The 15,202-nt window shown below is 42.9% G+C and carries 13 protein-coding genes; 4 read left to right on the top strand and 9 right to left on the bottom strand.

Features of this window, described 5'->3' with window-relative positions; translation table 11 throughout:
- Window positions 1-123: 123 nt before the first annotated feature.
- Complete coding sequence (locus BMX56_RS09600; RefSeq protein ID WP_218152403.1) at window positions 124-1,305, bottom strand: asparagine synthetase B; 1,182 nt, start codon at window positions 1,303-1,305, stop codon at window positions 124-126.
- A 243-nt stretch (window positions 1,306-1,548) separates the two neighbouring features.
- Here BMX56_RS09600 and BMX56_RS09595 point away from each other — a divergent pair, with 243 nt between their 5' ends.
- The 3 genes from BMX56_RS09595 (at window position 1,549) to BMX56_RS09585 (ending at window position 3,241) form a co-directional block, all read left to right on the top strand.
- Window positions 1,549-2,076, top strand: coding sequence for a hypothetical protein (locus tag BMX56_RS09595; RefSeq protein WP_090645167.1), 528 nt, complete (start codon window positions 1,549-1,551; stop codon window positions 2,074-2,076).
- 90 nt (window positions 2,077-2,166) lie between these two features.
- The gene (locus BMX56_RS09590) at window positions 2,167-2,604 is read left to right on the top strand and encodes a peptidylprolyl isomerase (protein ID WP_090645164.1); all 438 of its coding nucleotides are present in this window, start codon (window positions 2,167-2,169) and stop codon (window positions 2,602-2,604) included.
- Between the two features lie 118 nt (window positions 2,605-2,722).
- Window positions 2,723-3,241, top strand: a complete 519-nt coding sequence (locus BMX56_RS09585) for a DUF5606 family protein (protein WP_090645161.1) — start codon at window positions 2,723-2,725, stop codon at window positions 3,239-3,241.
- A gap of 253 nt (window positions 3,242-3,494) precedes the next feature.
- On the opposite strand, the gene BMX56_RS09580 is transcribed toward BMX56_RS09585, so the two are convergent.
- The 4 genes from BMX56_RS09580 to rlmH form a co-directional block, all read right to left on the bottom strand.
- Complete coding sequence (locus BMX56_RS09580) at window positions 3,495-3,905, bottom strand: Dabb family protein (RefSeq protein WP_090645158.1); 411 nt, start codon at window positions 3,903-3,905, stop codon at window positions 3,495-3,497.
- Between the two features lie 35 nt (window positions 3,906-3,940).
- Window positions 3,941-4,477 (bottom strand): hypothetical protein, encoded by a 537-nt coding sequence (locus tag BMX56_RS09575; protein WP_177183766.1) that lies wholly within the window; start codon window positions 4,475-4,477, stop codon window positions 3,941-3,943.
- On the bottom strand, window positions 4,428-5,363 hold the full coding sequence (locus tag BMX56_RS09570; protein WP_090645152.1) for a cation diffusion facilitator family transporter: 936 nt from the start codon (window positions 5,361-5,363) through the stop codon (window positions 4,428-4,430). The genes BMX56_RS09575 and BMX56_RS09570 overlap by 50 nt, the downstream gene beginning before the upstream one ends.
- Window positions 5,364-5,584: 221 nt before the next feature.
- Window positions 5,585-6,058 carry a 23S rRNA (pseudouridine(1915)-N(3))-methyltransferase RlmH gene (rlmH, locus tag BMX56_RS09565; RefSeq protein WP_090645149.1) on the bottom strand — a complete coding sequence of 158 codons (474 nt, stop codon included), beginning with the start codon at window positions 6,056-6,058 and terminating at the stop codon, window positions 5,585-5,587.
- A 66-nt stretch (window positions 6,059-6,124) separates the two neighbouring features.
- Between rlmH and BMX56_RS09560 the strand changes: the two genes are divergently transcribed.
- Window positions 6,125-7,933, top strand: a complete 1,809-nt coding sequence (locus BMX56_RS09560) for a MutS-related protein (protein WP_090645146.1) — start codon at window positions 6,125-6,127, stop codon at window positions 7,931-7,933.
- 622 nt (window positions 7,934-8,555) lie between these two features.
- On the opposite strand, the gene BMX56_RS09555 is transcribed toward BMX56_RS09560, so the two are convergent.
- From BMX56_RS09555 to BMX56_RS09540, 4 genes are all read right to left on the bottom strand, one after another.
- The gene (locus tag BMX56_RS09555) at window positions 8,556-11,102 is read right to left on the bottom strand and encodes a TonB-dependent receptor (RefSeq protein ID WP_090645143.1); all 2,547 of its coding nucleotides are present in this window, start codon (window positions 11,100-11,102) and stop codon (window positions 8,556-8,558) included.
- A 130-nt stretch (window positions 11,103-11,232) separates the two neighbouring features.
- A complete protein-coding gene (locus BMX56_RS09550; RefSeq protein WP_090645140.1) occupies window positions 11,233-12,180 on the bottom strand; it encodes an acyltransferase family protein in 948 nt (315 codons plus the stop codon).
- An 84-nt stretch (window positions 12,181-12,264) separates the two neighbouring features.
- A complete protein-coding gene (locus tag BMX56_RS09545) occupies window positions 12,265-12,474 on the bottom strand; it encodes a cysteine-rich CWC family protein (protein WP_090645137.1) in 210 nt (69 codons plus the stop codon).
- A gap of 314 nt (window positions 12,475-12,788) precedes the next feature.
- On the bottom strand, window positions 12,789-15,161 hold the full coding sequence (locus tag BMX56_RS09540) for a ribonucleoside-diphosphate reductase subunit alpha (RefSeq protein ID WP_090645134.1): 2,373 nt from the start codon (window positions 15,159-15,161) through the stop codon (window positions 12,789-12,791).
- Window positions 15,162-15,202 lie beyond the last annotated feature (41 nt).

The raw sequence follows: 15,202 nt of genomic DNA, 5'->3' as shown, positions 1-15,202 counted from the left end.
TGAATCAAAATTCTCAGAATTTAAGAATTAACAGAATTTTGTCAGAATCAGATCAAAATGTTAACAGAATTAATACGAGACAATTTTCAAATCTTCAAATTCTCAAATCTTCAAATTAATTCTTTACGTTTTCTGCTTCTTCTTCTTTGCCGCCGGGAATAATACATTGTTCAAAATCAAGCGATACCCTGCCGAATTGGGGTGAAGCTTTAAATCTGTTGGCGGATCGCCCACCGCGTGTTGGTAATCTTCTGGATCGTGGCCGCCGTAAAATGTCCACTGGCCTTTGCCATATTCGCCGTGGATATAGCGGGCTTCATTGGCAGTTTTCATTTCGCCCATGATGGTTACGCCGGGCTTTAGCATGCTTTTATTATAGGCAGTTGTAAGCCCCATGAAGCCTTTTATCACTTTGTCATGATCCTGGGTAAGCATGCTGGGCACTACATCCCATTTGGCCGAAAAATCAAACAGCGTAAAAAAGTCGCGCTGGCGCTCCACCTGCCGGGTAGTAGTTACATCAATGTTGCTAAACTGGTGCGACATCGGGTTCATATCCAGCGTAAAATTCTGGAAAGCGAAAGTTTGTGTAAAATCCAGTTTCGATTGCGCGTCGGGGTCGGCCCCATCTCCATCAAACATCCGCTCGCAAATATCGGTATTGGATGAGGCCAGGGCAATATCAAACGTATCGGTACCCGAGCACATGGCAAACAAAAAACCGCCGCCGGCGCAAAAATCGCGAATGTTTTTGGCGACTGCCAGCTTCATTTGAGATACCTTTTTAAAACCAAGCTTATGAGCAAGCGCCTCCTGTCCTTTTACATCATCGTTGTACCATTGTGCAAACCTAAAAGCGCCGTAAAACTTGCTGTACTGCCCGGTAAAATCCTCGTGGTGCAGGTGCAGCCAATCGTATTTGGGCAAGTCGCCTCTAACAACTTCCTCATCATAAACTACATCATAAGGTATTTCGGCATATTTCAACACCAACGTTACTGCATCATCCCAGGGCAGTTTATTTTTTGGCGAGTAAACGGCCATCTTGGGTGCTTTCTCCAACTTAACCACATCCATATTTACCGATGGGTCGCTTACCTCGGTAATAATCTCGCTCACCTTGGCATCGGCCAGCACCTGGTAGCTCACCCCGCGTATTTTGCACTCCTCCTCCATCTTCTGGTTATACTTCATCATAAAGCTGCCGCCGCGATAGTTTAGCAGCCAGTCAACTTCCTCGCCATTTTTTAAAGCCAGGAAAGCTATGCCGTAAGATTTCAGGTGATCTTTTTGCTCATCGTCCATAGGGATGAGGATAGAGGCAGCTTTTGTCAAAAGAGGTAAAAGGCAAAAGGCGAAAGGTAAAAGGTATTTTATGCTGAAAGATGAAACGTATTTATGCTGTTGGCTAATCACTATTCGGAATTATTTTAGATGATATTGATTATCAAATGTAACGAATAAACTATCGCAGTATTACTGGTATTTACTGAAACCTGATTGTTTAATATTATTTTAGCTTAATATTTTGAATCAACCTAACCAATAATGAAATCACCACTTTCTTTTATCGTTAAAATCGCTTTAAGCAGCCAGTTCGTAATTCTATTATGCTTGTCAGTAAGTGCCCAAAATGAAAACGGTCCGCCAGCCTTCAAACCTGGGTTAGAAATTAATCGCGACGAATTGATTAGTAAGATAATTGAATTTGACCCAACCTTGGTTTTCAAACAAAAAAAAGACAGCATCGGCTTACCAAATTTCGTTGCAGTCAATTCAAGAGGCAGTAATATTCAATTAATCGGAAAAACGGACGAATTGGTGCTGGCCAAATGGATTTTCATACCCAGTGGCGATAATGCGACCAATGACGCGGAACTACAAAGGATACAATGGTTTTGCTCCACATTAGGAGGGCCAAATGGCTGGGAATGGTATTCTGTTGCGATTGCTGAAATAAATAAGGCGAGTGACAAACCGTATTCAAATGAGAAAGCTTTTAACTATAATCGAAAAGGTGAATTTAAATATTCACCCAAAGAAAAAAATTATACACTAACCTTTGTCCCATGGTAACTCTCAGCCTGTAAAAACCTTTCGCCTTTAACCTTTTCCCTTTCACCTCAAATCATTACCTTTGCCAACTGTTTTCAAAAAAACAAAGAAATGAGCAAAGCAATAATCAAAACTGAAAAAGGCGACATGACCGTAGAGTTTTACGATCAGGATGCCCCAAATACTGTAGCTAACTTTAAAAAATTAGCAAAATCAAACTTTTACGATGGTGTTATCTTCCACCGCGTTATTCCTAACTTTATGGTACAGGGCGGCGACCCAACCGGTACCGGTGCTGGAGGCGCAGGCTACAAAATTGATTGCGAATTGACAGGCGATAACCAATACCATGATCGTGGTGTGCTTTCAATGGCACATGCCGGCCGTAACACAGGTAGCTCACAATTTTTCATCTGCCATAACCGTACAAATACCGCTCACTTAGATCGTAACCACACCGTATTTGGTAAAGTGATTGAAAACGTTGACGTTGTTGACGCTATTCGCCAGGGCGATAAAATTTTAAGCATCGAAGTAATAGAAGAATAGTGAATAGTTGAATAAGTTAATGGTTGATTGAGTTGAATAAGTTGATTGGGGTTAAACCTGGTCAACCCAGTCAACTCAATCAACTTATTCAACCTAATCAACCCAATCAACCAAACAAATGAATTTACAAGGAATTGTAGCCGTATCTGGCAAACCGGGATTATGGCGGGCATTGGCTCAAAACAAAACCGGTTATGTACTGGAGAGCCTGGATGCACAAAAAACAAAACTGGTAGCCAACCTGTCAACAGCTAAACTGGCTGCCCTTACCGAAATAACTATTTTTGGTATTGAGGATGATATCAGGCTTACCGATGTTTTTGAGCAGATGAAAGCCGCCGCAAACGTACCCGACGCTAAAGCTGATGGTAAAAAAATGCGCACATTCTTTTACGAAGTGGCACCGGATCATGACGAGGAGAAAGTATATGCCTCAGATATGAAAAAGATCCTTACCTGGTTCCATATCCTTAAAGATTTACCGTTGTTTAACGAAGTGGATCCAACCCAGGCACCGGCCCCAGAGACTACAACAGCCGAAGTTGAAGAACCGGTTGCCGAGGTAGTTGCCGCCGAACCGGAGCCAACTCCCGCCCCAAAAGCAAAAGCTAAAAAAGCCACAAAAAAAGCCGAGTAATCGGCTTTTTGCTTTTCTATCAATCTCTTTTTTTCGCCGCTTTTCTATCAATCTATTTTTTTCGCCGCCGTTGTAAGGGCCCGTTAGGTAACCTCCAAAAAATCGTTGTGGGTGTGGAAAGAAATATAATTAAATATGTAGCAAACTACCGTCATTGCGAGTAACGAAGCAATCCCAAATAATGTGGGACTTAGCATGTCGGGGATTGCTTCGTTACTCGCAATGACGGTTGATCTATTTAGAATTTCATTCCTTACGCCTCCACCGCGTCATACACAATCACCTTTTCCCAAAGGTGGCTGCAATTTTTGATAAACTCCAGGTGCAGGGGGTGGGTTTGATAAGTTGCCTGCCCGGCAAGGTCGCTAAAAAACATCAGTTCAGATACAGCCCAGCTGTTATCAACCACGTCGCGCTTTTCGGTACTGGCCACAACGCCTACACGCAGTTTTTTAACGGTTTCTATTTTCGACAGGGTTTTAACGCCTGCAACCAGTTTATCCCTGTCTTCAACCGAACCAGGGTTTTTAAGCCAGAAAAACACATGATGTATTACAGGCCATTCTTCTTTTTGATCTATCATTGACATTGCAGATGCTGTTGCCGTTCCTGCTGCCAGGGCGGCTGTAGTGGTTATAAATTTTCGTCTGTTGGTAGTGCTCATAGCAGGTTTAATATTGAGCGTTAAATTAGGAAGAATTATTTAAATCGTTTAAGCGAAATATCCTCCATTTCGTTTAGTAAAGTATTTTTCATAAAACTTACTTTTTTTTCTAAAAGTTCTGCCAGTTCTATCGTCGGTTCGGCATTAAAAGGATAACATTCATCTACAGATTGTTTTGATTTTACATGTGCAATCCAGTCTTCAGCCAAGTGGATATAATCTTCTAATACTTCAACAGTAGAATCCGGCCCGTAAACATCTAAATACATTGAAGGGATATCACCGACAATCACCCAAAGGAAATTATCCTCCTGGCTTTGTGTATTGTCTATTTCGAAAAGGAAAATGCAAAACACTTCCCCAAGGTTGTAATAAAGAAAGCTATCATTTATCGCAGCACACCATTTAAAATCAAGCAGGTACTTCTCAGCTTTTCTATAAACCCCAGGTAACTCGGAATAAAAATCAATATCCGGTTGAATATCTTTATAGTTAACAGGGTATTTTATCATGGCATCTACCCTACGCACATTCCGGTTGCCCGCACTTTTCATCGGCAAACTCGGGCTCAAAGGTGCTGTGGTTTATTTCCATGTGTTCCAACCGGTGACGAAGATCATGTTTAATACTATCAAAATCGGTCATATTCTCTGGTTTGATAACCAGGTGGGCGGTTAGCGCATTCTCGGTAGTACTAAGTGCCCATACGTGCATGTGGTGCACATCTACTACGCCTTTGCCTTTCATCAGTTCGGCTTTTATTTTTTCCAAATCCATTTCGGCAGGTACGCCGTCCATCTCCAGGCGCAGGCTGTCTTTTAACAGCCCCCAGGTTCCGCGTAATATCACAATGGCAATAACTATACTTACAATACTATCAATCCAATACAGCCTGGTAAAATAGATGATAACGCCCGATATAACAACGCCAAGTGATACAATGGCATCAACCGCCATGTGCAGGTAAGCACCTTTAACATTCAGGTCGGTATCTTTATCTTTCACAAACAGCCAGGCAGTAAGGGCATTGATACCAATACCAATAAAAGCTACCCAGGCCATGGTACCACCTGATACCGTTTCGGGATTCAGGAAACGCATAATGGCTTCGTAAACAATAAAGCCAACAGCTACAAACAGGATCATGGCATTAAAAAAGGATACGATGATGGTCGATCTTTTATAGCCGTAGGTATACTTACTGTTGGCGCTTACTTTAGTAAGCTTAAAGGCCAGCAGCGCCAAAGCCAAAGAGGCCACGTCGCTCAGGTTATGCCCTGCATCGGTTAACAACGACAGCGAATGTGTCATAAAACCAGCTATGGTTTCTATAATTACAAAAGCCGAATTTAAGATGATGCCTACAATAAAGGCTGTATTCAAATGGTCCAGCTTGGGCGCATGATCATGGTGATGATGTCCGCCGTGCGAGTGAGAATGTGAATGATCGTGACCCATAGCGCAAAGGTAGGGTTTTAGATGTGCAAATTTCAAATTTCAGATGTGCAGATTATCCATCTTAATCAGAAGTTCATACTCTTCGGATGTGCAAGTTTCAGATGTGCAGATGAAAAAAACATATCTGCTAAAATCATTTAACATCTATCCCAGTCATCTGCACATCTGAAATTTGCATATCTGCATATCCCTCCTCATCTGCACATCTGAAATCTGCACATCTACTCGTGATGATACGGCTCCCCCTTCAAAATCGTGTATGCGCGGTAAAGCTGCTCGACAAAAAACAGGCGGACCATCTGGTGCGAGAAGGTCATTCGTGACAGTGAAATTTTATCGTTGGCCCGTTGGTATACCGATTGGTCGAACCCATAGGGGCCGCCAATAACAAATATCAAGTTGGCCGATAAACTAATCTCTTTTTTGTTGATATAGGCCGCAAACTGGGTAGATGTGTATTCGTTTCCCTTCTCATCCATCAAAATCACATGATCAAGCGGGCTTATTTTTTTCAGGATAAGCTCTGCCTCTTTTGCTTTTTGCTGGTCTGCCGTAAGGGCTTTGGTATTTTTCAGTTCGTTAATCTCTACCAGTTCCAGTTTGGTGTAATGCTTCAGGCGTTTTACATATTTATCTATGCCCTCTTTTAAATAGGCATCTTCGGTTTTGCCAACGGTTAAAAACGTGATCTTCATATCTCAAACAAATAAACGTTTATTTAAAATATATGTGTTTATTTAGCCACAACTTTTTTACCAGGTATGCAACAGGATATTATTAAAGACTATGAACAACGCGCCAATGCTGCACAGCAGGAAGCCGCTAAATATAAAAAGCTTGCCAATACATATTCGTTATTGAGGCTCAGCATCTTCGCGCTTATTGTTGTAGCCATCAGCATTGCCGTGCAGCAGGATAATTTTACCATTGTGGCCGTGGCTTTTGTGGTACTTGTTTTTGCGTTTGCGTGGCTGGTATCACGCCAAAGCCGGTTCGAAAAACTTAAACAGTATTACGACGACCTGCAAAAGGTAAACCTGAACGAAATTGCCAGCATCCAAACCCATGCCAATATGTATAACGATGGCACCCGCTTTGGCAACGAGAAACATTTTTACACCTCCGACCTGGATATTTTCGGCAACGCCTCCCTGTACCAACTGGTTAACCGCACAGCAACATCTACAGGCAACAATAAGCTTGCCGAATGGTTTGATAAGCCGGCAACCAAAGCCACCGTTCTGCAGCGCCAGGAAGCGGTTAAAGAAATAGCCGGTAAAAACGATTGGAAACTTTCGGTGCAAACCTTATTGGTATTTGCCATTCAGCAGGATGTTAATCAGCTTAAAAACCTTTTCAAATACCTCCACCTTCCGCTTGATATGCCCGGCGAAAAATGGCTTGCCATGTATACCAAAATAGCGCCATATTTGTTTACCGGTGTTTTAATACTGGCCTGGTTTATCCCTTACGCCAGGCTGGCGGCTATTATAATAGGTATTGCTAACATGGGCATCGTATTCTCTAAAGCCATGTACATTAGCAAAGCTGATATGATTGCCGGTAAAATTGGCGATACCCTGGCCAAATATGCCGATGTATTTAAGCAGGCGGAGGATGAGCCCTGGCTGGCCAGCTATAATGCATCGCTTGCCGGATTGTTAAAAACCAGCCAAACTTCCAACAAAATAAAAGAGTTAGCCAACCTGATCAACAAACTCAATTATCACCTTAACATGATTGTCGGTTTTGTGCTTAACCTGTTCTTTTTGTGGGATATCCGTCAGGTAATAGCTATCGAAAACTGGAAACGCCGGAATAACGATAGCCTGGAAGCCGCTTTTGATGTCATCGCCGAATTTGAAGCACTTATCAGCCTGGCAAGCCTCACCATTAATTACCCCGACTGGGCTTACCCGCAAATTGAAGATAAGCCAGGTTACACACTCATCGCCCACTCACTTGCTCACCCGCTTATTGAAGCCACTAAACGCATCGAAAATAATTATGAGCTGGAAGATACCCATAAGATAGATATTATCACAGGCTCAAATATGGCGGGCAAGAGCACTTTTTTGCGCACCATAGGTATAAATACCGTACTGGCGCTTTGCGGCGCTCCTGTGTGCGCTAAAAGCATGCGGGTATCGGTTATCACCATCATTAGCTACATGCGCATTAAAGATTCACTTAACGAAAGCACATCAACCTTTAAGGCCGAGCTCGACCGCCTGCAAATGTTGCTGGCCGCGGTAGAAAACGAGCCCAAGATATTTTTCCTGATAGATGAAATGCTGCGCGGCACCAACTCGGTTGATAAATACCTTGGCTCCAAAGCGGTAATTGAACAGCTGATCCGCAAAAATGCCGTGGGTATGGTGGCCACCCACGATTTGCAGATAGCCCGGCTTGAAGATAAATATCCCGATTATGTACGCAACTTCTACTTCGACATCCAGGTAAAAGACGGCGAAATGCTGTTTGACTATAAGATAAAACACGGCGAGTGCAAAACGTTCAACGCGTCGCTGCTATTGAAGCAGATAGGAATCAATGTAGAGGCGGAATAGAATCAAGAGTCAAGACGCCTCGGGAACGGCATTGCGAATATACTTCAGAATGATCCTAAAAAAATAGGGATGACGCGTTTGCTTTAGAGCCTCACAACAACCATATCATAGCGAGTATCCATCAGCTTCGGCTGGAAAAAACAGTAATGACATGGTTGCAAATGGGGTTATTCTGGGTACCATCAGACTTGCGCTTCCTTTTAAAAAGCGGTGGAAAAGTGCGATTCCCCTCTTGAGAGGGGCGGAGGGGGGTGTTATGCACGCGCAATGAAACGCGGAAAAACACATCCCTGCCAACGCACCTCCTACCGCGCCCCCTCTCGAGAGGGGAATAAAAAATACAATTGATAATCAACGTATTATAATCATGTCATTATAAGCGCAGCGTGGCAATCGCGAACCGTGCAGATCCGCCCTGTATAGTCCGCGATTGCTTCGTTCCTCGCAATGACATAGATTATTAAAAAAATATCGCTGACAATCAGCATTTTGCGAACACCTCACTATAAGGAGTAGCGACATGGCATCAATGTAACTATAAGTAAAAAAAGGCCGGAAGATCAACTCTCCCGGCCCTGCTATTTTCAAAAAGTCTTGATTCTTGACTCTTGACTCTAAAATCTTATCTTCCTCCTGATGGTGTGCCACCCTGGCCACCGCCCTGGTCACCTTGCTTAAGGTCATCGTTGTTTACGCCTTTTTTCTGTTGTTGCGGGTTGCTGAAGCTTAGTTTACCAAAGCTGTAGCTAAATGTGATACCGAACGAACGGAAAGGGAATGCGGTTGAGCTTTTTAACGAAAACGCATCGCTGCTTATATTTTGGTCGAAGTGTTTGTCGCGGGCAAATGGCTGAACGGTGTTAAAGCCGATAGCCAGTTTTTTATCCATAAACTGTTTCTTTAAACCAAAGGCATAAATACCGAATGCCGGGCTGGTACCTTGTATGGTACGGCGGGCCGAGTTGGTAAAGCCAAACAATTCGGCCAAAAAGTTATGCGGAAACTGGTATGATGCACTTCCGAAAGCCGAGTATTGGAAATAAACACCCGTTGCCGAAGCCTTATCTTTATAAGCATCAAATATGGTTGGGTTATAGGTATAACCATTGATGCTTGCCCGTATGGTTAAAGGTTTTATTGGGTTTATCGACCCAAAGAAACTTGCGCCAAACGAATTATTTTTACCAATGTTTTGATAAGCGGTACGGGTTGCATGTACTACCTGGTTATGGATGGTTTCGGTCAGTGTATCAGCGATACCCTCAATCATGTTGTTGGTGTTTTTATAATAAACCGAGAAGTTGATCACCGATGATTTAACGAATTTGTTAATGTTCAGTTCTATGGTTTGCGATACTTCGGGTGCCAGGTTTACGTTACCAACCGTTTGGCTTTGGATGGAACTGCGGTTAATAAACGGATTTAAAAACTGCAGGCTTGGCCGTTGTATACGTTTGCTGTATGATAATTTAAGCGTTTGGCTGCCCAGTTGTTTCTGTATGGTCAGGCTCGGAACATAAGTTGTATAGCTGGTGCTAAACGGGCTTAAGTTCTGGTACAGGTCGCCTACTTTAGCCGGGTCCTGGTAAGGATTCTGCGGATCGCCTTTTATCCTGGTATTTTCTACCCGGCCACCTACCAGTAACGAATAGCTTTTTGGTAAAGTGAAGGTTAAAACAGTATAACCGGCGTACACATTCTGGTTATAATCATACAGGTTCGAGTTCAACGAATCGCGAATAGCGTTGTTGCCGCTGTTATCTGTATCAAATATATCATAGTTACTGTTTATGCGGCGTTGTATGGTTTTACCGCCGGCCTCAATTTTTACTACTTTGCTTACAGGCAAAGTATAATCGGCCTGGAAAGTATATTCGTTGTTTTTACCATCGTTATTTCCCTTTTGGCTTGGGTTAACTGCTGTAAACAAGCTGTTGTAGTCTGTTTTGATAATGCTATGGCTCCATTGGCCCGAAAGCGTAAACTCCTCTCCTTCTTTTTTAAACTTGTGCGTATAATCAAGGTTCCAGTCAAAACCACCAAAATGATTGTGCGATTGGGTTGTACTTGTGTATTGGGTTAAAATACTCCCGGCTTGTATATTATTAATACCGTTTCCGGCAATATTAAAACCACCATCATTAAGTCTGAAGGTACTGTTAAAGCTGTTGAACGCATTAACCTCGTACCCCATAGTTACTGAGCTTATGACGCCATGCCTTTTAATACGGCTTGTCGAGTTGTTAAAGTTATGGCGGGTTATACTTCCATCAGCACCTTTAAACTGCTGATCGAACGTGGTTGTTGATGTTTGCGGCCAGGTTAAGTTACCGCCGGCATTGATACCCAAACTAAACCTGTTTTTATTATAGTTAAGGTTAATGTTACCGTTGTTTTGGCGTGTACCCACACCACCGCTTACCGAGCCGCTGATGCCTGATACATTTTTTTGCTTGGTAATGATGTTGATGATACCACCAGAGCCTTCCGCATCATATTTTGCAGATGGAGATGTTACTACCTCGATGCTCTTGATCTGATCGGCAGGGATGGTTTTTAAAACATCCGATAAGCTGGCCGATGTGGCGCCGGATGGTTTACCGTTAATCAAAACTTTAACATTCTGATCGCCGCGGATTGATACGTTACCGTTAATATCCACGTTTACCAAAGGTACTTTTTGCAACACATCTGTAGCGTTACCGCCTGCAGATGTAAGGTCTTTTTCGGCGTTATAAACAATTTTGTCTATCTTGTTTTCTACCAGCGGTGCCTGACCAACGACATTAACGGTTGCCAGTGTTTTTGATCCCGGCGACAAATAAACCGTATTCAGTTTTGCATCGGGTTTTGAAGCCGTAGTTACCACAGGATCTATCGTTTTTGATGGATAACCAAGAAAAGAAATAAGGAGTTTGTAGCTCCCAGGCTTTACATTGTCTATCTTAAAATTACCTTTCGAGTCGGTTAAAACACCATTTATGGGCGATTTACCGCCACTGCGATACAGACCTACAGATGTATAATCCATAGGTTGTTTGGTAACAGAATCAATAACAGTACCAGATATGCGGCCAACAACTGTGGGGCCGCCGCCACCTACCCCAAATTGAGCTTTAGCCGAAACGGCAAAACAGAATAGAAGTATAAAAAAGTAAAAACGTTTCATTTATAAAGATTTTGGTAATTGGAGGCGAAAATACTTCAAATGTTACACCCCAATCCTTTATTTTTTTGATAAAATGCTAATTGTCATGTACATGTTACACTAAGATGAGATAACAGCAAACGATAATAAACTATATGTTATAATTCACCTGCTTTGATAATTTCAAACAAGGCTTCTCAACCAGTAAATAAAATCCCCAGGCAAACAAAATGCTCACGCCAAGGCCGGTTAAAAACTCTACTCCTTTAAAAAACAGTGATTTTGGCAACAGCATCCCCAGGTAAACAACCAGGTTACTGCCAATGATATCATGGGTGAGGTATAGCGAAAATGAAATTTTAGAAAGAAAGCTGATAACCGGGTAACTTTTTAAAGGCAACAACAATATACCCAGGGCAAGTAATGCCGCGCAGGTTTGCGCCAAACCAACCGAATGCGCGCTGCAAACGGCAATTAAAACACCAAATACAAGCGTTCCCTTCAAAGTTTTTCCTTTTACCCGGTATAAATAATACAAAATACCCAGCGCAAACACCGGGAAGCTATTGATTAAAGTGTTGCCTGGCACCTTTAAAAATACCGGCAAAATACTTAGCAACAATAACAGCCAGCCCCCCCACCTGCCTGTAAACCATGGAAAGCAAAGCGCAACAAACAGGTAAAACTGAAACTCGATGCCCAAAGTCCAATAAACGGGGCTTAAGTATGGCTGCCCCAAAAAACTATTAAGATAGGCCAGGTGACAAACCGCGTTAACCCAATCGGGCCGGTAATGGGCCACCCAAAAAAAGTTCATAATGATGGCCATCATTATCGAGATGATGTACGGTGGCTCGATACGGATAACCCGTTTTAGGATAAAGCGGCCACTCAGCTTCCAGCTATAATTTTCGGGGATGGCCCAACAAATGATAAAGCCCGATAACAGGAAAAACATGTAAACGCCCAGCCAACCATAATTTAACACCGGCAACGTTTTGCCCCCCAAATGGTATAACGTTACGGCCAGTGCAGCTATCGCCCGGATATAATCAACCTGTTGTATGTGTGTTTTTTGTTTTGTGCTGATAGCGGCCATGGTTAACGGCAGATTATATATGCTGTTGACGCTAAGATATTGTTTTTAAATTATTGAGTGGCCTGATGATTTTTAATGGGGCTATTATTCGATACCCATCCCTACCCTATACTCCTGTTGAACAAGTAACAGGCAGTTGGCACATAAACAGCCCTCATACTGCTCACTCACATACTGCACCTCATTCAGCGTAAGCTGCACGGTACTGCACTGGCACTTGGTGAATGAATTGGCTTTACATTCAAAAGGCGCCTCACAGCGTTCGCAACGGATGATTTCGTGTTTGGGGTGCATTTTTTAGTCCGGAAGTCGGGAAAGTCCGGAAGTCCGAAAGTTGTTTTGTCAAAGGTCGACAAGTTTGATAGCAAATAAAAGCTTTTCAGATCATTATAATGTAAAAGAGAAGAAGTCGGAAAGTTCAGAAGCTAACCGTAGGCTAAATATAAAAGACCAATGAGCTACGAAGCTTATCGGTCTTTGTATCTTTCGGACTTTTTCGACTTTCGGACTTTCCGACTACTAATAATGTAAAAGACCGGTAAGCTAATACGCTTCCGGTCTTCTTTTATCTTTCGGACTTCCCGACTTTCGGACTTTCCGACTAATACTTACGCCGAACAAGTAACGCAACCCTCTTCCATCGAGCAGCTTGGGCCTTCTGGTACGTTGTCGGCCATTTGGTCTACATGGTCTGGGATAACCGGCTCCATGTTTGATCCGCCCTGGTTTTCAACTGTAAATTTAACAGCTTGCGAAGCGGCTTGTGTACGCAGGTAGTACATACCTGTTTTCAAGCCTTTTTTCCATGCGTAGAAGTGCATTGAAGTTAGTTTTGAAGCGTTTGGCGCATTGATGAAAAGGTTTAATGATTGAGACTGGCAAACATAAGCACCCCTATCGGCAGCCATATCAATGATGTTACGCATCTTAATTTCCCAAACTGTTTTGTACAGTTCTTTAATAGCTGATGGTATCTCGGCAATATCCTGAACAGATCCGTTTGCTGTGATGATCTTATCTTTCATAGCCGGTGTCCACAAGCCAAGGTTAACCAAATCGCGCAGCAGGTATTTGTTTACCACAATAAACTCACCACTTAATACACGGCGGGTGTAAATGTTTGAGGTATATGGCTCAAAGCACTCGTTGTTACCCAATATTTGTGATGTTGATGCTGTTGGCATCGGCGCTACTAACAATGAGTTGCGCACACCATGGTTCATTACATCCAGGCGCAGGTTTTCCCAATCCCAACGGGTGCTGGCAGGGGCTACGTTCCATAAATCAAACTGGAATTTACCTTTTGATAACGGAGAACCCTGGAAGGTTTCGTAAGGACCATCTTTGATAGCCAAATCTTTTGAAGCCGTCATGGCCGCAAAGTAAATGGTTTCAAAAATCTCTTTGTTCAGCTGTTTAGCTTCATCACTTTCAAACGGCATCCGCAGCTGGATGAAAGTATCGGCCAAGCCTTGTACACCTAAACCGATAGGGCGGTGACGCAGGTTTGAGTATTCGGCTTCTTTAACCGGGTAGTAGTTATAATCGATGATCTTGTTCAGATTTAAAGTAGCCTGGTAAGTAACATCATATAGTTTGTTATGATCAAACGTGCCATTGTTAATGTAGCGTGGCAATGCTAATGAAGCCAGGTTACAAACCGCAATTTCGTTGGCATCGGTATACTCCATAATTTCGGTACAAAGGTTTGAACTTTTGATAGTACCTAAATTTTGCTGGTTCGATTTGCTGTTGGCAGCATCTTTATATAACAGGTATGGTGTACCGGTTTCAACCTGGGCATCCAATACGGCAAACCACAATTCCTGTGCTTTGATGGTACGGCGTGCACGGCCTTCTTTTTCGTATTTGGTATAAAGGGCAACAAACTCATCGCCAAAGCAATCGGCCAGGCCTGGTGCTTCATGCGGGCAAAACAAGCTCCACTCTTCGTTGGCCTCAACGCGCTGCATAAATAAGTCAGATACCCAAAGAGCGTAAAACAAATCGCGGGCACGCATTTCTTCTTTACCGTGGTTTTTACGCAGATCTAAAAATTCAAAGATGTCTGCATGCCATGGCTCTAAGTAAATAGCGAAAGCGCCTTTACGTTTGCCGCCGCCCTGGTCAACATAACGGGCGGTATCGTTAAATACGCGCAGCATTGGAATAATACCGTTGCTGGTGCCGTTTGTACCGCTGATGTATGACCCTGTAGCACGCACATTGTGAATGCTTAGGCCTATGCCACCTGCGCTTTGCGATATTTTTGCTGTTTGTTTTAAAGTATCGTAAATACCATCAATGCTATCATCTTTCATGGTTAACAGGAAGCATGACGACATTTGTGGTTTTGGAGTACCGGCATTAAATAAAGTAGGTGTAGCGTGTGTAAACCAACGCTCGCTCATCAGGTGATAAGTTTTGATGGCGCTCTCTACATCCTCTTTATGGATACCAACAGATACGCGCATAAACAGGTGCTGCGGGCGTTCAACAATTTTACCATCTACCTTTAACAGGTACGATTTTTCGAGGGTTTTAAAACCGAAATAATCAAAACCAAAGTCGCGGTCGTAAATGATGGTGCTGTCTAATAATTCGGCATTTTTCTCAATCACTTCCCAAACATCATCAGCTATTAATGATGCGTTTTTGCCGGTTTTGCTATCCACGTAGTTGTACAGGATACGCATAGTTTCAGAGAACGACTTGATGGTGTTCTTGTGCAGGTTTGATACTGCAATACGCGATGCCAGCAAAGCATAATCAGGATGCTTCGTCGTTAGTGATGCGGCAGTCTCGGCAGCAAGGTTATCAAGTTCTGATGTGGTTACCCCATCAAACAAACCTTCAATTACCTTTTTTGCCACATCAATTGGGTCAACCAGGTTGAACCCGTAGCACAGTTTTTCAATCCGTGCCGTGATCTTGTCGAATTTTACCGACTCTTTTCTACCGTCTCTTTTTACTACCAGCATTTTTTTTTCAGTATTTAGTAGTTAGTAGCAAGTAGCAAGAC

This window comes from Mucilaginibacter sp. OK283 (genome assembly GCF_900110415.1).
Lineage (GTDB): Bacteria > Bacteroidota > Bacteroidia > Sphingobacteriales > Sphingobacteriaceae > Mucilaginibacter.
The sequence above is the reverse complement of the archived record's forward strand: the minus strand, read 5'-3'. Positions and strand labels throughout refer to the sequence as shown.

What these genes read in the sequence shown, in the direction of transcription:
- BMX56_RS09600 (WP_218152403.1), bottom strand. Translation starts at nt 1,305, where the DNA reads ATGGACGATGAGCAAAAAGATCACCTGAAATCTTACGGCATAGCTTTC.
- BMX56_RS09595 (WP_090645167.1), top strand. Translation starts at nt 1,549, where the DNA reads ATGAAATCACCACTTTCTTTTATCGTTAAAATCGCTTTAAGCAGCCAG.
- BMX56_RS09590 (WP_090645164.1), top strand. Translation starts at nt 2,167, where the DNA reads ATGAGCAAAGCAATAATCAAAACTGAAAAAGGCGACATGACCGTAGAG.
- BMX56_RS09585 (WP_090645161.1), top strand. Translation starts at nt 2,723, where the DNA reads ATGAATTTACAAGGAATTGTAGCCGTATCTGGCAAACCGGGATTATGG.
- BMX56_RS09580 (WP_090645158.1), bottom strand. Translation starts at nt 3,905, where the DNA reads ATGAGCACTACCAACAGACGAAAATTTATAACCACTACAGCCGCCCTG.
- BMX56_RS09570 (WP_090645152.1), bottom strand. Translation starts at nt 5,363, where the DNA reads ATGGGTCACGATCATTCACATTCTCACTCGCACGGCGGACATCATCAC.
- rlmH (WP_090645149.1), bottom strand. Translation starts at nt 6,058, where the DNA reads ATGAAGATCACGTTTTTAACCGTTGGCAAAACCGAAGATGCCTATTTA.
- BMX56_RS09560 (WP_090645146.1), top strand. Translation starts at nt 6,125, where the DNA reads ATGCAACAGGATATTATTAAAGACTATGAACAACGCGCCAATGCTGCA.
- BMX56_RS09555 (WP_090645143.1), bottom strand. Translation starts at nt 11,102, where the DNA reads ATGAAACGTTTTTACTTTTTTATACTTCTATTCTGTTTTGCCGTTTCG.
- BMX56_RS09550 (WP_090645140.1), bottom strand. Translation starts at nt 12,180, where the DNA reads ATGGCCGCTATCAGCACAAAACAAAAAACACACATACAACAGGTTGAT.
- BMX56_RS09545 (WP_090645137.1), bottom strand. Translation starts at nt 12,474, where the DNA reads ATGCACCCCAAACACGAAATCATCCGTTGCGAACGCTGTGAGGCGCCT.
- BMX56_RS09540 (WP_090645134.1), bottom strand. Translation starts at nt 15,161, where the DNA reads ATGCTGGTAGTAAAAAGAGACGGTAGAAAAGAGTCGGTAAAATTCGAC.